This is a genomic window from Cnuella takakiae (assembly GCF_001953305.1).
Lineage (GTDB): Bacteria > Bacteroidota > Bacteroidia > Chitinophagales > Chitinophagaceae > Flavisolibacter > Flavisolibacter takakiae.
The window spans coordinates 4,982,271-5,004,151 of the sequence record NZ_MTFE01000010.1 but is presented as its reverse complement, the minus strand read 5'-3'; the positions used below and the strand labels follow the sequence as shown (position 1 = coordinate 5,004,151).

Genomic DNA, 21,881 nt, shown 5'->3' with positions numbered 1-21,881 from the left:
GGACCGTTTCATAAGCGCCTCGCTACTACATACTAAAGGGCGCCTGCAATGATCAATAACCTGCGCTTTGTGTTGATGGGTAAAAATGCTGTGCAGTCAGCTAGTTACAGCTTTTAACAGGTAATCGTTCCTGCTGTTCCATACGGCAAAGCATGTGCTTCCCCCACCTTACCTGCAACATAAGCCGCACATGAGCCGCACATAAGCCGGGTATACGCCCACCCAATCCCCACTTTGCTTTTACTGCTCATTAAGGATCATAGCTGGCAGCGTTGATAAAGACCTTACTGGAACATGGATGTTGAGCCGTATCGTTCCGGCATAAAATGGCACCATATTTTCACCCATTCCTGTCTAAAACATACCATTATGCCCAATCAAGGAAATAAAGGCAATGGCAAGAGCCACGGCGGACAGGGACAGACCGGCGATCCCAACCTGAAAACTTCCGCGCCAAAAGAAAACCCCGAGCGTTCGGACATCAAACATGGTGACCATGAAAAGCACCACGAAGGCGATACCAGCCGTTCGTCGAACCAGGGCCGTAAGGAAGCTTCCGGCGGCAGTGCTGAGGATTAGTCCGCAACGGTTTACACCTAACAGGTCTGGGAGACCTGTTAGGTGTTTAAATTCCGGTGCCGTATAATATCCGTCATGCCGATATCGCGGCATACGGATATTATACGGCACCCCCCTTCAGAGGGGATGCCGAAACAAGTTCGGCATGGCGGTTAACAGGCAACCCATCGCCTTTTTAATCTTCGGGTTTTATCTATCCAGCGAGTGAAAACCTAACTTTTCTTCTACTTCCCGCGACAGCACAGGCAGCCTGCTCCGCTCCATCAGGAAGGAGGTGAGCTGCGCGAATTCTTTAAAAATATAATGCTTATCTGCGGCGCTTTTGAGGTAGTCGCGGCCGGTGCTGCCACCGGTACCTACTCGGGTACCGATCATGCGGTGTACCATGTTCATGTGGCGGTTGCGCCAGAGGCTGAGGCCTTCGTCAATTTCCAGCAAGCCGTTGATCAGTTGAAACGGCAGGTGCAGCAAGGGGTAGCCGCGGTACAGCATGATAAACAATGCGGCCCTGTTAGCCTGTGCCGATAGCGTATGTCCTTCCCTGTTGGCTGCAAATACTGAATGAAAATATTGGAGGTTGTCTTTCTCCACTTCCGCCAGGCTGTGCGCATAAGCCTCCTGGTAGGCATTCCAAAAATTAGGGTCCCACTCGGGCATACGTTCCAGCCAGGTATTTACCAGCTGCAATAAGGACTGGTCGGCTTCTCCCTGTTTGATCTGTTGCACATGCTCCGGCTTCAGCTGGGCGGTATAGTATTCCTGCCCATGGCGCTGTTCGTATTTTAATCCCAGTTTGGCTTCCAGCAACTTGAACTGCCAGCTCTGGAAACCCGATGCCGGGCGTAGGTCGTCGCGGAAGTCGAGGAAGTCCATGGGTGTCATGGTCTCCAAAATATCGATCTGCTGCACCAGTACTTTGAGGATGGTATTCATCCGGCCGATGCGGTGCACAACGGTTTGCAGCTCGGGCGAGTTGTCGTTGAGCGCCGGCTTGCGCATGATGTGGAGGATGGAGTCGAGTTCAAAATGCAGCTGTTTGAACCACAGCTCGTAAGCCTGGTGGATGATGATGAAGAGCATTTCATCGTGTGCCGGCCGGCCATGCTTTTCGCTCTCCGGTTGCTGTGCGTTGAGGATCGCATCGAGCTGGAGGTAGTCGTGGTAGTGTACGCTATGTGGGTTGGAGGATTTGGTGTCGTTGTACATACGGCTGGTTGAGGGGTGGGGAACCACGGAGACAGGGAGAACAGGGAGTTACACGGTTTACAAGTGTCTTGTTATTGTACCCGTTTCCGCAAACATATTGCTTTAAAAAAATGAACCACGGAGTCTGGCCATTAAAGAGTACATCAGCATATCTCTGTGTTCCTCCCTGTCGCCCTGTCTCCGTGGTTCAAAACCTAAAACTCGTAACCGATATCTTTCCGGTAATACATGCCTTCAAAGCTTACGCCTTCCAAACGCTCCCTGCTTTTGGCTACGGCTTCGGCAACGGTGGTGCCGAAGGAGGTAACACAAAGCACGCGGCCGCCGCTGGTCACTACTTCGCCTTCTTTGGTGGTAGTGCCGGCATGAAAGAGCAACGAATCTGCGGTATTCTCGCCCAGTCCATCAACCACAAAGCCCTTGGCATAATCACCAGGATAGCCGCCGCTCACCGCCATTACGGTAGTAGCAAAACGGGGATCGTGCTGGATCTGGATGCCTTCCAGCTGGCCTTTGCCGGCAGCTACCAGCAGTTCTACCAGGTCGTTTTGCAGGCGGGGCATCACCACTTCGGTTTCGGGGTCGCCCATGCGGCAGTTGTACTCGATCACCATGGGTTCGTCGCCTACCTTGATGAGGCCAAAGAACACAAATCCTTTATAATCGAAAGCCTCGGCAGCGAGTCCGTCGATGGTAGGTTTTACCACCTTGGTGATCACTTTGTCCATAAAGGCTTTGTCGGCAAAGGGCACGGGGCTAACGGCACCCATACCACCGGTGTTGAGGCCGGTATCGCCTTCACCGATGCGTTTGTAGTCTTTTGCCTCGGGAAGCAGCACATAGTTCTTGCCGTCGGTGAGGGCAAAAACGGAAAGCTCAATGCCATCCAGGAATGCCTCTACCACCACCTTGCTGCTGGCAGCGCCAAACTTGGCCTGGCGCACCATCTGCTCAAATTCGGAGACGGCTTCGTCGTGGGTGGTGCAAATCAATACACCTTTACCAGCAGCAAGGCCATCGGCTTTGAGTACCACGGGCAGTTGTTGCTGGCGGATATAAGCCACACCGGCTTCGTAGTTGTCGGCGGTAAACTCCTGGTAGGCCGCAGTAGGAATATTGTGGCGATCCATAAAGGCTTTTGCAAAGGCTTTGCTGCCTTCGAGCTGCGCAGCATGCTGGTCGGGACCGATGATGAGCAGGTGTTGCAGCGATGCATCCCTTTTCAATTCGTTCACCAGGCCTTTTACCAGCGGCTCTTCGGGACCGATCACTACCAACCCGATACCCTTGTCGTGGCAGCACTGTTTGATGGCTGCAAAATCGGTAGCGGCAAAGGACAGGTTGGTGCCGCACTGCGCGGTGCCGGGGTTGCCGGGGGCAATAAACAATTGATCACAAAGGGGGCTTTGCGCCATTTTCCAGGCCAGCGCATGTTCGCGGCCACCCGAGCCGAGGAGGAGGATGTTCATGGTGTGTAAGTTCGATAAAGGATGAAGGCGGCGTTTCAGGTGTTTCAAAAGTTTCAGAAGATTGGAGCATCCTGGCTATCTCTTTTGAAACACCTGAAACATTTGAAACTGCTGAAACTTTCTTTCCCTTTTTGTTCGCCGCGAATATCGCCCAATCTTGTTAAAGAACCGGAAGCTGATCGTTGAAGGGGCATTTTACCGTACTTTGGAAGCTTTATTGGTTTTTATTTCCAAGCTTGCTTATCGCTTTATGTCTACTGTAATTGCTGAAAATGCGGTGCCGCAAAAAGGGCACCCCAAGGGATTGTACGTGCTCTTCGCCACTGAAATGTGGGAGCGCTTCAACTATTATGGCATGCGTGCCATCCTGATCCTGTTCATGACAAAGGCTTTGTTTTTTGAAGATGCCTTTGCTTCCAACCTCTATGGCAGCTATACCGGCCTGGTATACCTCACCCCACTGATTGGTGGGTATGTTGCCGACCGGTTCTGGGGCAACAAGCGGTCCATCATCATCGGAGGTTTGCTGATGGCCATTGGTGAGTTTATCCTGTTTTTCTGCGGTTCGTTGTACGATCCCAATGGGGAGGTGAGCGGATTGACCTCGCTGCTCTTCTTTTCCGGGTTGGGTTTTATGATCACCGGCAATGGCTTTTTCAAACCCAATATCTCCTCACTGGTAGGCCAGCTCTATCCCAAGGGCGACCGCAGGATTGATGCGGCCTACACGATATTCTATATGGGTATCAACGTAGGTGGTATGCTGGGACCTTTTGTGTGCGGACTGGTGGGCGACACCGGCAACCCGGCCGATTTTAAATGGGCCTTCCTTGCCGGCGGTATCGGCATGCTGCTTTCGGTGTTGGTTCAAAAGCTTTACCAGGACAAATACGTAGTGGCACCCGATGGTGCACCGCTGGGTGATGTGCCGCAAGCCATCCAGGCAACGGAAACCTCCGGCCGTAAAAGCCCCTGGCTTAACCCCGCCGTGATTGTACTGGGGTTGCTGGTGATGGCCGGCGCCTTTATCGGGATGCTGTACATCGACGCCAATGTATTTGGCTACCTCGGCTACCTGATGCTGGGAGCGGTACTTTTTATTGCCTTCCTGATCTTTTCCGATAAAAGCCTCTCGGCAGTAGAAAAACGCCGCGTGGCGGTGATCTTTATCGTGTCCTTTTTCGTGGTGTTCTTCTGGAGCGCCTTCGAACAGGCAGGTGCTTCGCTCAACCTCTTTGCCGACCGCCAAACGAACCGCGACCTGGGCTTTTTTACCGTTCCGGCTTCCTGGTTCCAGTCGCTCAACTCCACCTTTGTGGTGATCTTTGCGCCGGTATTTGCATGGTTGTGGCTGAAGCTGGGTAAGAACGAACCTGCAGCGCCTACCAAAATGGCCATCGGCCTGGCCCTGCTGGCGGTAGGCTACCTGTGGATCGCCAATGGCGTGAAAGACGTAGCTCCCGACACCAAGGTGAGCATGATCTGGCTGGTGGGTATGTATATGCTCCACACCTGGGGTGAGCTGTGTTTGTCGCCCATCGGGCTTTCGCTGGTAAACAAGCTGGCGCCGCTCAAGTTTGCTTCCCTGCTGATGGCGGTATGGTTCCTGGCCAACGCGGTGGCCAACAAGCTGGCAGGTGTGCTCAGCGCACTGGCACCCACCGAAGGCAAGACCACTTCCTTCCTGGGATACCAGATGAACAACAACTATGATTTCTTTATGCTCTTCGTGGTGATGGCAGGCGTGGCATCGCTGGTGCTGTTCCTCATCACGCGCAAGCTGCAGGCGATGAGTAAGGAGGTATAAGTTACCTGTACTGTATTTGCAAAGAGCCGTTCCGAAAGGGGCGGCTTTTTGTTTGCACGGAAAGGATTGCACGCAAAGGCGCTAAGGAGCAAAGACGCAAAGGTTTTTCACGCAACGATGCAACGGAGCCACGGCGCAAAGAATTTTAGAGTAGCTTTTGATTTACTTGAAGCTATCAGCTTGCAGCTTTCTTCGCGCCTTTGCTCCTTAGCGCCTTTGCGTGAAATGCCCGTTGCGTCGCCGCTCCGTTGCGTCGTTGCGTGAAACCCTGTTGTATTGCTTACATTAGCCGCCAACCAACCTCCTGTACATGTCGCAAGATTTTCAACCCTTTGTGCCGGCCCAAACCCGCATGAAGGAATTTACTCTCAAGGCCATCCTGTTGGGTTCGCTGTTCGGTATCCTCTTTGGCGCGGCCACCGTATACCTGGCCCTGCGGGCAGGCCTTACGGTATCGGCTTCCATTCCCATTGCCGTTATAGCCATTACCATTGGCCGCTGGCTGTTCAAAACAACCATCCTCGAAAACAACATCATCCAAACAACAGGCTCGGCGGGCGAAAGCATCGCCGCAGGCGTGGCCTTTACCCTGCCCGGGTTTTTGTTCCTCACTATCGGTACCGATGGCAGGAGCGTAGGTGCCAGCTACTTCGATTATGTTACCATTTTCGTGCTGGCCATTGTGGGTGGCGTGCTGGGTACCATGATGATGATCCCGCTCAGGCGCACACTCATTGTGCAGGAGCATGGCGTTTTGCCTTACCCTGAAGGCACGGCCTGTGCAGCAGTATTGAAAGCAGGCGAAAGGGGCGGCGACTTTGCCAAGACTGCTTTTTATGGGCTGGGTGTGGCCGTGGGCTATGCCTTCCTGCAACGCATCCTGCGCGTCATTGCCGAAGCACCGGTATATATGACGGCCTTCCGCAACCGCTATTTCCCTTCGGCCAATATCGCTGCCGATATCACCCCCGAATACCTGGGTGTGGGTTATATCATCGGTCCCCGCATCAGTGGCATCCTGGTGGCGGGTGGCGTGCTCAGCTGGCTGGTGCTCAACCCCCTGCTGGCCTCCATCATCGATCCCTCGCTGATTGCGGCGCAACTGGTAAAGCTGGGTTACCTCAAAGATGTGGCAGTGGCCGGAGGTCCCGGTGGCTGGAACCCGGTAACCAAAGAATTTGCAGACACCGGCTCGGCGCTGTACCGGGCCTATATCCGGCAGATTGGTGCGGGTGCCGTAGCGGCAGGGGGCTTTATTACCCTGCTCAAAACCATTCCCACCATCATCTCGTCGTTCAAAAGCAGCCTGCAGGGCGTGAAGGCCACCGATGCTACCGAAAGCGTAAAGCGTACCGACCGCGACCTGGATGTGCGGGTGGTGCTCTTTGGTTCCATCGCCCTCATTGTACTGATTGCTGTGCTGCCCATGATCCCGGGTAATACGGTGTTGAATAAGATCCTGATCGGTGTGCTGGTGGTGATCTTCGGGGCTTTCTTTGTAACCGTGGCAAGCCGCATTGTAGGGTTGATCGGTTCCTCCAACAGCCCTGTGTCCGGGATGACCATTGCTACCATCTTGGCAACGGCCCTGCTTTTCATTTCCATCGGCTGGAACGGCGCCGTGTACGAGCCCATGGTGCTGGTGGTAGGCGGCATCATCTGTATTGCGGCTGCCAATGCCGGCGCTACCTCGCAGGACCTGAAGACCGGCTATATCGTTGGCGCCACGCCGCGTTACCAGCAGCTGGCACTTTTTATCGGGGCCATCGTTTCTTCCATTGCCATTGGCATTACGGTAAAAATCCTGGACAATCCCACGCAGGAAATGCTGTCGCAGGGCATCACCCATGCTATCGGCTCCGACAAATACCCCGCACCACAGGCCACGCTGATGGCTACCCTGATCCGGGGGGTGTTGTCCTTTAACCTCGACTGGCAGTTTGTATTTGTGGGCGTGTTCCTGGCCATCGTAATGGAGTTGTGCGGCATCAAGAGCCTGTCGTTTGCCGTAGGCGCCTACCTGCCGCTGGCCACCACGCTGCCCATCTTTGCCGGCGGCCTTATCAAAGGGTGGGTGGAGCGGAAACAACAGCCGGTCAACCCCGAAGAAGAGGACCTGGGTAAGGGTAACCTGTTTGCTACGGGGCTTGTTGCCGGTGGCGCCCTCTTTGGCGTAGTAGTGGCATTCCTGCAGGCATTTCCTTCCACGGAGCAGGGTTTGCAGCGCATCAGCATGGAAGAAGGACTGGTGCAATCGCTGGGCGAGCAAGGTTTTTATTTATTGGGTGTTGCATTTTTCGTACTGATGTGTATCTTGCTATACAGAACAGCTAAAAAGCACTAACGTTTGCGCGCCATAACTTAAGAGCCCCGCATTTGCGGGGCTTCTTTATTTTTTATTGCCTTTCAGGCTGGCTTCTCCTCTTACCAGCCGCTCCAGGGGATGAAACATCACATGTTCCTGCTTGCCAATTTGCCAGGCTCTTAAAAACACCTGCCGGTAGTCGGGGCGGAAAATAAACGGCAGGGTCCGGTATACCAGCGCTGCTACCCGTGAAGCCCGCATCCGGATCATTTGGTCCAAGTTGGGGATATCGTTGATGCGTTTTTCCTGGTTGAACTTCTTGATGCTGGTGATATAGTGGTACACTTCAAAGGTGCGCTCATACATCTTGTTGCGCACCTTGGCGGTTTGCGCCGAATCGTGCCACCGGAAATAAGACAGGCTTTCTGGTATCACATAACAGTCGCCCATGGTGAGCAGGCGCAGCCAGTACTCTTTATCAATGAGCGCCACCAGTTTGGGGTTAAAATGACCCACAGCCAGCCCACTGCTCCGAAACATTACGGCCGAAGGCTCGCCGATCCAGTTCTTTCCGCCCTCACTTATCATATGTTTGCGGGCCTCCTGTCCATTTACCAGCCCCGTAAAAGGCCGTACTCTTTCGCGGTTGCGGTCGCCGAAATAGGTGTTGTAGGAAGTTACCAGCATCACACTGGGATAAGCTTCCATCACCGCCACAAACTTTTCGAGCAGGTGCGGGTGAAACTTATCATCGGCACATAGAAACTTGATGTACTCGCCACGGGCATGGTCCAGGCATTTGTTCCAGTTGCCTACAAGGCCCAGGTTCTTTTCATTTTTGTAATAAGTTACCCTTGGATCTTGCAGGTAAGGCCGAACTACTGCTTCCGTATTGTCGGTGGAGCAATTGTCCATGATCAGGAGTTCAAAGTCGGTATAGGTTTGTGCCAGCACACTTTGAATGGCTTCATCCAGGAACCGGGCGTAGTTGTATGTGGGTATCAGTACTGAAACTTTGGGTTTCATAATGGGTGTAGGTATGGTTAGGGTTAGGTCGGCAGGTGTTTGGTTTTTACTTAACTGGCGCACAGGTTTGTTTTTTCAAAACGTTTGTAGACGAATAGTTACAAGGGTTTCTATACTAAGTTTTAAACAAAAAATGTGCAAGCCATTGGCTGCACATTTTTTTCTGTTCCGGCTGTTGAAGTTTACCCCATCAAGCTGTCAGAACCAGGTTATTTTGTGCTGCCTCTGTTTGACTGTTGAAATACTGATCCTGTTCCTGTCGCAGTTGATCCACAAGCCGGCCTTCCGGGATGAGCACATCATCGTAGGTAAGCACCTGGTCTTTTGCGATGTCGCGTTTGAGGATGCAGCCTTCCGCCAGGCCAATGGGGAGCAGGTTTTCCTGTTGGGCCACGGGTGCGTTTTCGCAAAGACCATAGGTCATATAACCGCCTAGTCCGTCGATGGTAGCACCTGCTTTGAGGTCGGTTTTGGCAGTGGTCACCACTTCTACATAGGGCCTGTCCTTGGGTGCCAGGGCTGCATCGCCAAACAACACGGCGCGGGCCACCGTCAGCGGCACTTCAAAATGACACAGGTGGTAAGGCGTGTAAAACAGGTAGAGCGGGCCTTCACCCAACTTGTAGAGGTTGAGGTAATGCTTTTGCACGGGGTGGTCGTGGGTGCCCAGTACAAACACTCCGGGGCCGGGGTCGGCGCCTACCACATAGTCCACAATACCCGGACCTTCCAGCAAGGCTTCCAGCGGGTAGTGGTTCAGCACTTCTTTCAGCGGGGTGCCCGGGGGCAGGGTGGGGCCATACATACCGCGCTGGCCTACGCGCATACCGGTGGCATTGGCAACAATAGCCTGTTCAAATGATATTTTGCTGCCATCGGCAAAAGAGGTTACCATATAGGGGTTCTGTCCCCATTTTTTTGCAAAGCCTTCCTGCGTGGTAGGGTTTCGGTAGGGATCGTGCAAACCTTTGATATTGCCGCACAATACGGGCTTTACGCCAATGGATTGTACAAACCGGTACAGGTTCATGATCACACCCGGCTGGTCGCCATCCGAAACACTATAGATCACGCCTGCCTTGTCGGCATAAACTTTCAGGATGGAACCAATGGTACCATCCATTTCGGCGTTCATGGTGATGAAGTGCTTTTTGTTTTGAAAAGCACGCATGGCCACCTGTGTGCCAAATTCTACGGCGCCGGTTATTTCCAAAATGGCATCGATGCCTGCAGCGTCGCACAGCAAAAAGGGATCGTCGGTAACGCTTGCCTTGCCCGAACGGATATTTTCCTCCAGTTGTGCCACGGAGGCCACTTCGGCAATTTCCGTTACACCGGCGCCCTCATAGGCCTGCCTGGCCTTGTCCACGTTGCGGTTGGCAATGGCTACCAGCTCCATACCGGGAACATAGTTGCAGATTTGCAACGCCGTTCCTTTGGCCATAAAGCCGGCGCCTACCATGGCTACTTTTATGGGATTGCCCTCGGCCTGTCTTTTGGCAAGGGCTTTATCTACAATGATCATTCGTTAGTTGGTTTATGGTTGTGTTGCAATAGGTTCTTCTGCCATCACCAGGGCTGCATCGGTAAACAGTGGGTGGTTGCGGTCTTTTTCCGACACCACTTCGGGCTGAATGGGCCACTCGATATTAAAGGCAGGGTCATCGAAGCGGAAGCCACGCTCAGCTTTTGGCGTATAAAAACCGGTAACCTGGTAGGTTGCTTCGGTTTCATCTTCCAAGGTAATAAAGCTGTGGCCAAAGCCTTCGGGAACATAGAGCATCCGGTAATTATTGGCGGTAAGTTCCACGCCAATCCATTGTTTGAAAGTGGGGGAGCCGGGGCGCAGGTCCACGATCACATCGTAAAGGGCACCACGGGTGCAGCGAATGAGCTTGGTTTCGCCATAGGGCGGCAGTTGCATGTGCAGGCCCCGCAGCGTACCCTTCTTTTTATTATAGCTCACATTCGACTGAACGGCGTTGGTGTTGAGCCCGAGGGCTTCAAATTCTTTCTGGCAATAGGAGCGGCCAAAAAATCCCCGCTCGTCTTCTATTTTTTTTACATCAATGATGTAGGCACCGGATAACTTGGTTTCGGTAAAAATCATCGGGTTGTGGTATGTGGTTAATATAGCGTATGGGTTTGGGCAAGCCGGTACCCTGTTCAGGAATTTACCGGCGTGCTGCAAACCGTATCGGTTCAGGCGGTAGCCAGTTGGTTTTGGGGCACCTTTTTGCGCCATTCCAGCTGCTCGTCGATCAGTTCCTGCTCCTGCAGGCTGGTGAGCACCTTCAGGCGCATCAGCAGGGAGTTGCGGAAATCGCCGTCGCGGAAGTTCATGGCTTCCAGTCCATCCCGCAATTCTGCAATGGCTTCGTGCAGGTTTTGGGTGGGCTGGTGGTCGGGGGCCAGCGAAGCATACAGGTCGAAGCAAACCCGGTAAGAGCGCTTGTCGGGGGCTGCATTTTCGTTGATGGATACTTCCGTTCCCGGTATCACTTCGGCTACAGCGGCTGCCAGCTCTTTTACCTGGTAGTTCCAGCTGTTGGCGCCGGCATTGACAGCCAGGAAGCTGCCGCCATTTTCCTGTGGCCTTACAATTGCCCACTCAATGGCGCGGGCCATATCCTTTACATGAATCAGGGGGCGCCAGGGTGTGCCATCGCTGAGGATATTGATTTTGCCACCCGCTACTGCGCCGGCAACAAAGTCATTAAGCACCAGGTCGAGGCGCAGGCGGTTGCTCATGCCACAGGCCGTGGCAAAGCGGAGGCAGGTTACGGTAAACTGCTCATCGGCCAGGGGCTGCAGGTCCTGCTCGGTGGCCACCTTGGAGCGGGCATAAGCGGTAAGCGGGTTCAGGGTAGAGGTTTCTGTGCGGGGGCTGTCTTCGGCTGCACCGTACATGCTACAGCTGGAGGCAAAGACAAAGTTTTTAACGCCTGCCTGTTTTGCCAGCTTGGCCAGGCGAATGGCCGACCGGTAGTTAACATCCATGGTGATATCCTCGTAGCGGGTACCCATGGGGTCGTTGGAAATGGCTGCCAGGTGGATAACGGCATCAACACCTTCCAGCAGGTTGGCGGGCAGTTGGCGAACGTCGCCAAAATATTGTTGGTTCAGCCGGCTTTCGGGAAGTATGGGTGCATTGGTAAGACATGCGGCAAAATAGCCCATGTCGTAGCCAATCAATTCGGCATCGGGAAATACGTTGCGCAGGTGGTTGACAACACCAGGGCCTACATAACCCATGTTGCCTGTGAGAAGGACTTTCATGTTTTCTATCTGTTTTTACGGGTTAGCTTAGTGAATGATCTTGTGCATGGCGTTGGCCTTCATGATGGTTTTGTACCAGGGAGCGGTACCCTGCTGCCACATTTCTTCGAGCACGTGTTTGTCGCGCAGCGTATCCATGGGTTGCCAGAAACCGGTATGGCGGTAGGCCGATAGTTCGCCATCCTGTGCAAGGGCTTCCAGGGGTTCCTTCTCCCAGGAGGTTTCATCGTTGGCGATATAATCGAGCACTTCGGGTTCCAATACAAAAAAGCCACCGTTGATCCAGGGCATTTCGCTACCCTTGGGCTTTTCGGTAAACTGCTCGATCTTGGTTTCTTCCACCCCGAGGTTGAACACACCAAAGCGGCCAGGCTGCTGTACGGCAGTAAGGGTAGCCAGTGTGCCTTGTGCCCGGTGGAATGCAATGGCCTCGCCAATATTAATATCGCTTACGCCATCTCCATAGGTCATGCAGAAGGTTTCGTTACCGATGTATTGTTTTACACGGCGCAGGCGCCCGCCAGTCATGGAATTGTGGCCGGTATGAACCAGTGTTACTTTCCAGGGCTCGGTGTAGTTGTCGTGGATTTCGGTGGTATTGTTGCGCATATCAAAGGTGACATCACTATTGCTGAGGCAATAGTTGGCAAAGTACTCTTTGATCATATGCCCTTTATACCCCAGGCAAATGATAAACTCATTGATGCCATAAGCGGAATAAATTTTCATGATGTGCCAGAGAATGGGCTTTCCGCCAATCTCTACCATCGGTTTGGGTCTGACCCCACTTTCTTCACTGATCCTTGTTCCGAAGCCTCCCGCGAGGATTACTGCTTTCATGTAGTTTAGATTTGGTGATTAATTTATAGCCTTAAGTACCCCATCTTTTCTGTAAAAGGAGGGTTGGTACTGGGTGCTGTGCCCTGCACTGTATGCAGGCGCCACATGCGAAACCTATTTCATGGATAGAGGATACCAACCTTTCTTCCTGTGAAAAAAGAGGGCTTGGAAGGCTTTTCGCGGCTTATAGATCCTGTAAAGGTCAATGGCACCAGTAATGATGCATGGCTTTACCTGTGGAACGAAAGACAACAGGATAGGGATTGAAGATGTTCTTGCTGGACGATGGAAGTGGGAGGGATTCTTAGGATAGCAGAAGCTTTTTTCCCAAAAGGATGCAGCTAATATAGGAATAAATTATACCGTCATAATATATTTTTTTTCTGAATTGTTGAGATGAACTGTGTTGATTAATAGCATTTTGTACATAAACTTATTTAAATAATAGGCATTGCTCAACGCATAGTGGACCGGCACTTTTTAAGTGCCGGGTTGCTGCTGGTTCCAGGAATTTACCCCACTTCTTGTTTCAACCACAATAAGTCTGCCGAATAAATAAAGGGCATATTGTGGGAAAAAATTGGGCAAATACAAAGGTGTAAATAAGACATAGGTTGCCAGCATCTGTTGCACCTGCATCTTTCATTCAACCAGCGTATGCAGCAAGCAGCTAGGAAAGGTTTTGTCGCACTATTGCCTTTATATTGCCAGTAAGGGAGGTTGCCGGAGGGATAAGTACGGGTTGTAGCAGCTTTTTTATAGTGCCATCTTGTTATGGAGCAGTTGGCAACAAGGTGTAAATGATATCGCTGTCATTGGTTATTTGGCAGAATCGATTGTATATATGCCGGTATTCAGCAGCTAAGTAATATTTTAATGCCTGTAGCAAAAGCAGATTTGGGGATTATGGGGCAGGGGGTAAATAAAAAAGGCCCATAAGTCAGTGACTTACAGGCCTTCTCTTTTAAAATCAGCTGTAGGGGTAGGAGTCGAACCTACACGGGGCAATTAGGAAAAGGACACCGCTTGGTGGTCAACCCCTGTCGGAATAAACCGGCATATCCTTCCTTTATTTCGTAATCCCCACCCCCGAGACAAGAGGGCACGTCTGCCGAAAGTTTCGTCACCCCACAGTGTGTGTGATCTGCTATATCAACGATCTAACAGACACAAAACTAAAGACTAAGCCAATTGCTTCAAAATTTTTCAAGAAAAAAGAAAAAAAATTAGATAATATTTAAAAATTGTTACTTTTGTTGAAATCCATTCAAAACACCCGTAACAAATGGCCGCCAATTTGAATATTGACAAACTCGATCTGCAAATCATTCAGCATTTGATGCAGGATGCCAACATTTCGTACGCCGACCTGGGTAAAAAATTATTTGTATCACCCGGAACCGTGCACGTGCGGATAAAAAAGCTGCAAGATAACGGAATTGTAAATGGCACCCGCCTGCATGTAGACCTTAAAAAGCTGGGCTATGATGTGATCGCCTTTATAGGTATTTACCTCGAAAAAAGCTCGCTGTACGATACCGTAGCCAAAGAACTGCGCAAAATTCCCGAGATCGTTCGCATGAATTATACCACCGGCAACTACAGCATCTTTGCCGAACTGGTATGTAAAGACATTGCCCAACTGCGCTCCGTGCTCCACGACCAGATGCAGAAGGTAAAAGGTATTGAACGTACCGAAACCTTTATTTCGCTGGAAGAGAGCCTCAACCGGAGCGTTCAGGTAACTGTGGAAGAATAAGGTTTGGGGTTAAGGGTTGGGAGTTTGGGGTTAGGTGTTTTCAACCCTTAACCCCAAACTCCTAACCCCTAACTTTTTACATCCGTAGCATCCCTCAGTCCATTACCTACCAGGTTAAAGGCAAGCACCAGCAACATAATGGCGATACCCGGCACTAAGGCAAGTGCCGGGTTTTGTGTTATGATAAAGTTGTAGTGCTCCCGGATCATCAATCCCCAGCTGGGTGTGGGGGGCAGCACCCCTATGCCCAAAAAGCTCAGGCCTGCTTCAATAACAATGGCTGCCGCAAAAATGGAGGCTGCAATTACCAGGATGGGCCCAAGCATATTGGGCAATATGTGGCGGGTAATAATACGGGTATTGCTCACACCCAGCACCCTTGCCGCCTCTACATACTGGAGTTCTTTTACTGCCAGCACCTGCCCCCGCACCAGTCGGGCCACATTTACCCACATGGTGAGCCCGATGGCTACAAACACCTGCCAGAAACCTTTGCCCAGCAAAAGGGTGATGGCAAATACCAGCAGCAGGGTGGGTATACTCCACACTACGTTTACCAGCCACTGGATGGCCGCATCGGTACGGCCGCCAAAATAACCGCTTACCGCACCCAGCGAAACGCCTGCCAGCAGGGATATGATCACGGTTACAAGCCCTACCCCGAGGCTCACACGGGTGCCGATGATCAGCCGGCTCAGGATGTCGCGGCCAAACTTGTCGGAGCCCAGCCAGTAGGTGCGGCTTTCCACAGGGCTTTCGGCCAGCTGCTCCAAGCGGTATGCAATGGGCTCAGCCACGCCTTCATCAATGTAGTGTTGTGCAAATAGGCTATCACCGCTGACCCGGTACGAGCTGACGGGGATGTATAAAAAAGCATCGGTACGCCCCCCCGCCAGGCGGACCAGCAGGTTGGGAAGGGCTGGTTGGGGCTCTTTTTTGACCAGAATAAAATGAAAGGTGGTGCCAGGTTTGGCGCTGCCCGTTTCCAGGATCATCCTATTGGCATTGGGCGACCCGTCGGGTGCCAGCAGGTACCCGAAGATGCACAGCAGCAGGGCCAGGCCAATGAGGCACAAACCAGCCATGGCACCGGTATTTTTCCGGAACCTTCGCCAGGTGGCTTGCAGGAAAGAGTCATTGGCTTTATTCATGGAGCTTTTATTGCGTGCGGCGGCCTTTCCACTCGTAGCTTTTTTTGCGGCTCAACAGCCCAATGGCGATGGTGTACCCGATATGTAAAGGCTGCAGCAACGGAAAGTACCAAAGTAAGGCCTGCTGCCTGAAAAACCGGGCAACAGGAAAAAGGAAGGTCATTTCCACCGCTGTTTTTGTTGCCAGACAGGTTAGGGCTGCTATCCAGTATTGTGGCTGAAAGAAAGCCGTTATCAGCAGGGCGCCCACCCAACAGTTGAAGCCGTATACAAAAAACAGAACGGCCGTTATCCGTTTGTCCTGGTAATAAGTGGCCTTGCTGCTCCAGCGGATGCGCTGGCGGAAAAAGCTGCGCCAGCTTTGCTGCGCCGGTGTGGGCATGATGGCCCCGGGGTGCCTGAGGTAATGAATGCGCAGGGGTTGCTTTTGCCATATTTTGTACAGCAACAACATGTCATCACCCGATGCCCTGGCATCAATGCCGGTAAAGCCACCCACCTGGTGAAAAGCCTCCCGCTCATAAGCCAGGTTGGCCCCATTGCACATGCTGTGTGCCCCGGCCTGTACGCTAGCTGCCGTAATACCCTGGAGCATCATGAAGTCGAGGGATTGGAAAATACCCAGCAAGGTATTGTTTGCAGTAAAGCATACCGGGGCCACGATAAAGGCAGGTCGTTTTTGACAGTAAAATCCGGTCATCAGTTCCAGCCACCGGGGTGGAGGCAGGCAGTCGGCATCTGTAACAACTACCAGGCTGCCCTTTGCCTGGGCAACACCAGCCTCTATGGCTTTTTTCTTGGATGACTGGTTGGCACCTACTATCGGCTGTATCATCCGTACCCGCTCCGATAAAAAGCATCTCACTGCAGCTGCCGTGTTGTCGGTGGAATAGTCGTCTACAACAATTACTTCAAATCGACTTGTAGGCAGTGTTTGTCCATTTAGTGCTTCCAGTAAAAGCGGGAGATGGGCTGCTTCGTTGCGGGCCGCGATGATAACGGAGATAAAGGGCGGCGCGGCTGCGGGCTGCGGTTGAAAAACGGGTACCCGCCGCCAGTACATTTGGTAATAAGCAATCAGTAAACTATACCCAAGTAGCAAGAGTAGGGAAACGGCCCAAAGCATTGTGGTAAAACTAGGTAATACGGATGAGTATGTTACCTGGCCTGGTACCGGATGCCCCTAAAAGGCAAATAATACCTTCAAAAGCTTTATCTGTGGCAAGGGCTGTAAAATTTTTGGAGCCAACAAAAATTGCTTAACTTGGAATGGTTGTTTAAACAACCGTATGCCAAACAACCAATTTAAAAAGGGAGAGCTCTATAGTTTTATAACCGGTAAGGCATCCATTGCCATTGCCCGCAGGCTGCAGAAAAAGTTCAATGCATCAGGCTTGCAGCTCACCATCGAACAGTGGAGCGTGCTGTACCACCTGTGGAAGGATGACGGGAAAAGCCAGCAGGATTTGTGCAATGCCACCTTCCGCGACAAGCCCAGCATCACCCGGCTGGTAGATAACCTGGAGAAACTGGAACTGGTAAAACGGGTGCCCTCGGAGGCCGACCGCCGGATCAACAAGATCTACCTGACCCAACAGGCCCTGAAGCTGCAGGAGCAGACCATGGCCATGGCCGAGGAAACCCTGAACGAAGCCCTTGAAGGCGTACCTCCCGAACACGTAGACCTGTGTAAGGAGGTGCTGCAGCAGGTATATGATAACTTGAAATAGCCGGAAGTCGGGAAAGACAGAAAAGATAGAAGCTAAGCGGATCATTTGGCTGTTGAAAGGACAGGTATCAAAACATTTTTTAACCGGCGGAAAAGAATAGCGTGTTGGAAGGACAGAGATGCGATCCATCAGGGTCGTCTTTCCGGTCTTTACTGACTCTCCTGTCTTTCCCGTCTATATTCTAACCCCCCCTCTTGCCATGAACACCATACAAACAACATCCATCAAAGGCGGCGAATGGCTGGTAAAGCCCAGCGAAACAGCTGCCACTTTTATCCCCGAAGATTTTTCGGAAGAGCAGCGCATGATCCGCGACATGTGCCAGCAATTCCTGACTGCCGAAGTGTGGCCCCTGCTGGACCGCCTCGACAGCCTGGAGCCCGGGCTGATGCGTTCGCTGGTGGAAAAAGCCGGCGAGCAGGGCCTGCTGGCGGCCTCCTTCCCGGAGCAGTACGGCGGATTGGGTAAAGATTTTATCACCTCTACCATCATCAATGATTACCTGGGTGCGGGCCACTCTTTTTCCGTGGCGCTTGCCGCCCATACGGGTATCGGTACCCTGCCCATCCTGTACTTTGGTACCGATGAGCAGAAGGCGCGATACATTCCCAAACTTATTTCCGGCGAGTGGGTAGGTGCCTACGGTCTTACCGAGCCCAATAGCGGGTCGGATGCGCTCAGTGCCAAAACCACGGCCCGCCTGAGTGAGGATGGCAAACATTATATCCTCAACGGGCAGAAATGCTGGATCACCAACGGCGGCTTTGCCGATGTGTTTACCGTTTTTGCCAAAATAGACGGTGAGAAATTTACTGCTTTTATTGTGGAGCGCGGCATGGAAGGTTTTACCAATGGCCCCGAAGAACACAAAATGGGTATCAAGGGTTCCAGCACCGTGCAGCTGTATTTCCAGGATTGCAAGGTGCCGGTAGAAAACCTGCTGGGTGAAATTGGCAAAGGACACAAGATTGCATTCAACATCCTCAATATCGGCCGCCTGAAGCTTTGTGCTGCTGCCCTTGGTGGCGCCAAGATGGCTTTTACCACCTCGGTGGAATATGCCAATACCCGCGAGCAGTTCAAGCAGCCCATCGCTAAGTTTGGCGCCATCCAGCACAAGATTGCCGAAATGGCCATCCGCATGTATGCCGCCGAAAGTGCCCTGTACCGTACTGCCGCCTGGATTGAGGAGAAAGAAAAAGAATTGCTGGATGCCGGTCAGCCGTTTAACGAGTCGCTGCTGGGTGCTGCCGAGGAATATGCCATTGAGTGCGCCATCCTGAAAGTGATTGGTTCGGAAGTGCTGGATTATGTGGTAGACGAAGGTGTGCAGATCCATGGCGGCAACGGCTTTAGCGCCGAGTACAATATCAGCCGGGCTTACCGCGACAGCCGCATCAACCGGATTTTTGAAGGCACCAACGAGATCAACCGCCTGCTCACCGTGGACATGACCCTGAAGCGGGCCATGCAGGGCCGCCTCAACCTGATGGGTGCTGCCATGGGGGTTCAAAAAGAGCTGATGAGCATTCCCGATTTCGGTGAGCAGGATGAAACGCCTTTTGCTGCCGAAACAAAGCTGGTGGAAGGATTCAAGAAATCACTGCTGCTTACAGCAGGTGCAGCCGCCCAGAAGCTGATGATGGGACTGGAAAAAGAACAGGAGCTTTTGATGCACATCGCGGATATTGCCATCGAAACTTTTGTAAGCGAAAGCCTGCTGCTGCGGGTGCAAAAACTGGCAGAGCGGGGTGGTGATACGCAGATTTACCAGGATATTCTCGGCTGCTACCTCTACGATACTGCCGACCGGATTGCCAAGTACGGCAAGGATGCCATCAATGCTTTTGCCGATGGCGACGAGCAAAGAATGATGTTGTTGGGGTTGCGGCGTTTTACCAAGGCGCAGCCTTTCAACAGTAAAGAAGCGCGTAGACGCATTGCGGCACGGTTTATTGCCGACAATGGCTACACGTTATAAAACACAAAATAGGAGCTGCCATATTTTTTGATGTCGAAGTCACATGAGACAGGCCCTGCGCATAGCGGGGCCTTTTTGATTTCGGAGGATGGGTTTCGGATTTCGGTTTTAGCTCATCGAAATGACACCAAGCGTTTTCAAGATGGCAATGCTTAGCCCAAGGTTTCAACCATAGGTATCAAGCACCAGTGCAATGGATGCAAAACCGTTTCAACGGTTTTTGTGCCATTTTAATGGCGGTTAATTATGGGCTTATTCCTGACTTGAACCAACCGGAATCTGAAATCGTTAATCCGAAATCATAAAGTCGGGCACGTTTTTTTAATTTATGCAGCTAAATCTTAGCATATGCGTTGGATGGGCCGACAAGGAAGTGGAAACGTGGAAGACCGGCGCGGAATGGGTGGTCCCATTGCCGTAGGTGGTGGTATCATTGGCATTATTGCCTTAGTATTCAACCTGCTTACGGGGGGCAATGTTGATCCTTCGCAGATCAACCTGCCGGGGCAAACCAACCAAAGGGCCAGCAACCCGCAGGCAAGTGCAGAAGAAGACCAGTTGGCGCAGTTCGTCAGCGTGGTGCTGAAAGAAACGGAGGATGTGTGGAATGCCGAGTTTGCCAAACAGGGCGCCGATTACCCCGAGCCCAAACTGGTGCTGTTTACCGGGCAGGTGCAGTCGGCATGTGGTGGCGCTACGGCTGCCAGTGGGCCTTTCTACTGTCCAGGCGACCGTAAGCTGTACATCGACCTCTCTTTTTATAATGAACTGAAAAGCCGTTTTGGTGCTCCCGGCGATTTTGCCATGGCCTATGTGGTAGCACACGAAGTGGGACATCATATCCAAACCCTGATGGGTACCAGCAATAAGATGGCCCGTCTCCGCGGATCGGTGAGCAAGGAAGAATACAATAAATACTCGGTGATGATGGAACTGCAGGCCGACTTCTTTGCAGGGGTTTGGGCCAACCATGTTCAGGGCAAGGGCCTGTTGGAGGCCGGCGATGTGGATGAAGCCTTACGGGCTGCCAATTCCATTGGCGACGACCGCCTGCAAAAAGAAGCACAGGGCTATGTAGTTCCCGAATCGTTTACCCACGGTACTTCCGAGCAGCGGATGTACTGGTTTTCCAAAGGTTATAAAACCGGCGATATCAACCAGGGCGATACGTTTAGTGATCCGAGCTTGCAGTGAGGGGCGGGAAACGGGCAATGGGCAATGGGCAATGGGCAATGGGCAATGGGCAATGGGCAATGGGCAATACAGTCTTTTAAGGTACGAAGAAAGGGTTTTGCCTCAAGGCAATACATTGGCTTTATTACTTCCTTTTTAAACCGACTGTAGATTGGAAAAACACCAACTCCCTTTTCGCTCCATACACATGGGGCAATGCCCGAAAGCAACCAAAAACCAAAAACTAAAAACATAATACCCAAAACGCCTAACCCCAAACCCCAAACTAGCAATTATCTTTGCCGCCGAAGAAAAACACAATGAAACTTTCCCACCTTTCCGAAACACTGATTGGTTCTGAGATCGTAAAACTGGGCGGCGAGATCCGTGAACGCATCCGCAAGGGCGAAACCATTTACAATTTTACCGTTGGCGATTTTGACCCCAGCATATTTCCCATTCCGGCCGAAATGGAAGAGGCCATTGTAACGGCTTTCCGCCAGCACCTCACCAACTATCCCGCTGCTGAAGGCAACCTCGACCTGCGCGAAAGCATTGCCGCATTTACCCAAAAGCACCAGGGGTTGCAGTATGGTATGGATGAAATACTGGTGGCCTGTGGCGGTCGCCCGCTGATCTATGCCATTTACCGCGCCATTTGCGATAAAGGCGATCCCATTGTTTACGCGGTTCCTTCCTGGAACAATAACCATTATACGCATTTCGTGGAAGGCCAGCACGTAGTGGTAGAGGCCCGTGCCGAGAACAACTTTATGCCTACGGCAGAAGATCTGCGTCCGCATGTGCAAACAGCGGCGCTTATTTCTTTGTGCTCGCCGCAAAATCCCACCGGTACAACCTTTAAGAAAGCCGACCTGGAAGCCATCAGCGACCTGGTGATTGCGGAGAACAAGCGCCGTGGTGAAAACGAGAAGAAACTGTATGTGCTGTTCGACCAGATGTACTGGCACCTCACCTTTGGTGACATCGAGCATTACGATCCCGTATCGCTGCGCCCCGAGATCCGCCCCTATACCGTTTATGTGGATGCGGTGAGCAAGGTGTTTGCTGCCACCGGTGTGCGGGTGGGCTGGAGCATGGGCCCTGCCGAAATCATCGGAAAGATGAAGGCCATCCTGTCGCACGTAGGTGCTTGGGCGCCCATGGCCGAGCAAAAAGGCATTGCCCAATACCTGCACCAGGGTGAAGCCATCCAGTCTTACCTGAAAACCTTCAAACAAAAGATCGAACTGCGCCTGCGCAGTATTTACGATGGATTGATGTCGCTGAAAGCAGCAGGCCTGCCGGTTGATGCCGTAGCACCCGAAGCAGCCATTTACCTGACCATCAAGATGGACCTGGCCGGCAAACAAAAAGCTGACGGTTCAGTCCTTGCCGACCAGGCTGCTGTTACTTCTTACCTTTTGGAAGAAGCCAAACTGGCCATTGTACCTTTCTATGCTTTTGGTGCACCCAAAGATTCGCCCTGGTACCGCCTGAGCGTGGGTACCTGCAAGGAAGAAGAAATCGAAAAGATGATTGGGCAGTTAAGGGAAGCGTTGGTGAAGCTGAAGTA

Annotated in this window: 17 protein-coding genes; 8 read left to right on the top strand and 9 right to left on the bottom strand. The window is 52.2% G+C overall.

Features of this window, described 5'->3' with window-relative positions:
• The first annotated feature begins 369 nt into the window (after positions 1–369).
• The gene (locus BUE76_RS21430; RefSeq protein ID WP_073044085.1) at positions 370–579 is read left to right on the top strand and encodes a hypothetical protein; all 210 of its coding nucleotides are present in this window, start codon (positions 370–372) and stop codon (positions 577–579) included.
• A gap of 189 nt (positions 580–768) precedes the next feature.
• Here BUE76_RS21430 and BUE76_RS21425 read toward each other — a convergent pair whose 3' ends face one another.
• On the bottom strand, positions 769–1,785 hold the full coding sequence (locus BUE76_RS21425; protein ID WP_073044087.1) for a tryptophan 2,3-dioxygenase: 1,017 nt from the start codon (positions 1,783–1,785) through the stop codon (positions 769–771).
• Between the two features lie 194 nt (positions 1,786–1,979).
• Positions 1,980–3,254: a phosphoribosylamine--glycine ligase gene (purD, locus tag BUE76_RS21420; protein ID WP_073044088.1), complete on the bottom strand. Its 1,275-nt coding sequence runs from the start codon at positions 3,252–3,254 to the stop codon at positions 1,980–1,982.
• A gap of 157 nt (positions 3,255–3,411) precedes the next feature.
• On the opposite strand from purD, the gene BUE76_RS21415 reads away from it, so the two are divergent.
• Together BUE76_RS21415 and BUE76_RS21410 are read left to right on the top strand one after the other, a co-directional pair.
• Entirely contained in the window at positions 3,412–5,061 is a 1,650-nt protein-coding gene (locus tag BUE76_RS21415) for a peptide MFS transporter (protein WP_245798370.1), read from the top strand.
• Between the two features lie 310 nt (positions 5,062–5,371).
• Positions 5,372–7,405, top strand: coding sequence for an OPT family oligopeptide transporter (locus BUE76_RS21410; RefSeq protein WP_073044090.1), 2,034 nt, complete (start codon positions 5,372–5,374; stop codon positions 7,403–7,405).
• Between the two features lie 45 nt (positions 7,406–7,450).
• Here BUE76_RS21410 and BUE76_RS21405 read toward each other — a convergent pair whose 3' ends face one another.
• From BUE76_RS21405 to rfbF, 5 genes are all read right to left on the bottom strand, one after another.
• Complete coding sequence (locus BUE76_RS21405; RefSeq protein WP_143157326.1) at positions 7,451–8,392, bottom strand: glycosyltransferase family 2 protein; 942 nt, start codon at positions 8,390–8,392, stop codon at positions 7,451–7,453.
• A gap of 190 nt (positions 8,393–8,582) precedes the next feature.
• Entirely contained in the window at positions 8,583–9,917 is a 1,335-nt protein-coding gene (locus BUE76_RS21400) for an NAD(P)H-dependent oxidoreductase (protein ID WP_073044093.1), read from the bottom strand.
• A 12-nt stretch (positions 9,918–9,929) separates the two neighbouring features.
• Complete coding sequence (gene rfbC, locus BUE76_RS21395) at positions 9,930–10,502, bottom strand: dTDP-4-dehydrorhamnose 3,5-epimerase (protein WP_073044095.1); 573 nt, start codon at positions 10,500–10,502, stop codon at positions 9,930–9,932.
• A 92-nt stretch (positions 10,503–10,594) separates the two neighbouring features.
• Positions 10,595–11,671, bottom strand: a complete 1,077-nt coding sequence (locus BUE76_RS21390; protein ID WP_073044097.1) for an NAD-dependent epimerase/dehydratase family protein — start codon at positions 11,669–11,671, stop codon at positions 10,595–10,597.
• 27 nt (positions 11,672–11,698) lie between these two features.
• A complete protein-coding gene (rfbF, locus tag BUE76_RS21385; RefSeq protein WP_073044099.1) occupies positions 11,699–12,511 on the bottom strand; it encodes a glucose-1-phosphate cytidylyltransferase in 813 nt (270 codons plus the stop codon).
• Positions 12,512–13,796: 1,285 nt separating this feature from the next.
• Between rfbF and BUE76_RS21380 the strand changes: the two genes are divergently transcribed.
• A complete protein-coding gene (locus BUE76_RS21380) occupies positions 13,797–14,270 on the top strand; it encodes an Lrp/AsnC ligand binding domain-containing protein (RefSeq protein ID WP_073044101.1) in 474 nt (157 codons plus the stop codon).
• Positions 14,271–14,338: 68 nt separating this feature from the next.
• On the opposite strand, the gene BUE76_RS21375 is transcribed toward BUE76_RS21380, so the two are convergent.
• The gene (locus BUE76_RS21375; RefSeq protein ID WP_073044103.1) at positions 14,339–15,421 is read right to left on the bottom strand and encodes an ABC transporter permease; all 1,083 of its coding nucleotides are present in this window, start codon (positions 15,419–15,421) and stop codon (positions 14,339–14,341) included.
• Positions 15,422–15,428: 7 nt separating this feature from the next.
• A complete protein-coding gene (locus tag BUE76_RS21370) occupies positions 15,429–16,547 on the bottom strand; it encodes a glycosyltransferase (protein ID WP_073044105.1) in 1,119 nt (372 codons plus the stop codon).
• A 163-nt stretch (positions 16,548–16,710) separates the two neighbouring features.
• On the opposite strand from BUE76_RS21370, the gene BUE76_RS21365 reads away from it, so the two are divergent.
• The 4 genes from BUE76_RS21365 to BUE76_RS21350 all read left to right on the top strand — a co-directional run.
• Positions 16,711–17,151 carry a MarR family winged helix-turn-helix transcriptional regulator gene (locus BUE76_RS21365; protein WP_073044107.1) on the top strand — a complete coding sequence of 147 codons (441 nt, stop codon included), beginning with the start codon at positions 16,711–16,713 and terminating at the stop codon, positions 17,149–17,151.
• A 199-nt stretch (positions 17,152–17,350) separates the two neighbouring features.
• Positions 17,351–19,132 (top strand): acyl-CoA dehydrogenase family protein, encoded by a 1,782-nt coding sequence (locus tag BUE76_RS21360; protein ID WP_073044109.1) that lies wholly within the window; start codon positions 17,351–17,353, stop codon positions 19,130–19,132.
• 348 nt (positions 19,133–19,480) lie between these two features.
• Entirely contained in the window at positions 19,481–20,326 is an 846-nt protein-coding gene (gene ypfJ / locus BUE76_RS21355; RefSeq protein WP_073044111.1) for a KPN_02809 family neutral zinc metallopeptidase, read from the top strand.
• A gap of 299 nt (positions 20,327–20,625) precedes the next feature.
• Positions 20,626–21,881 (top strand): pyridoxal phosphate-dependent aminotransferase (locus BUE76_RS21350; RefSeq protein WP_073044113.1); only part of this gene is annotated, 1,256 nt, incomplete at its 3' end.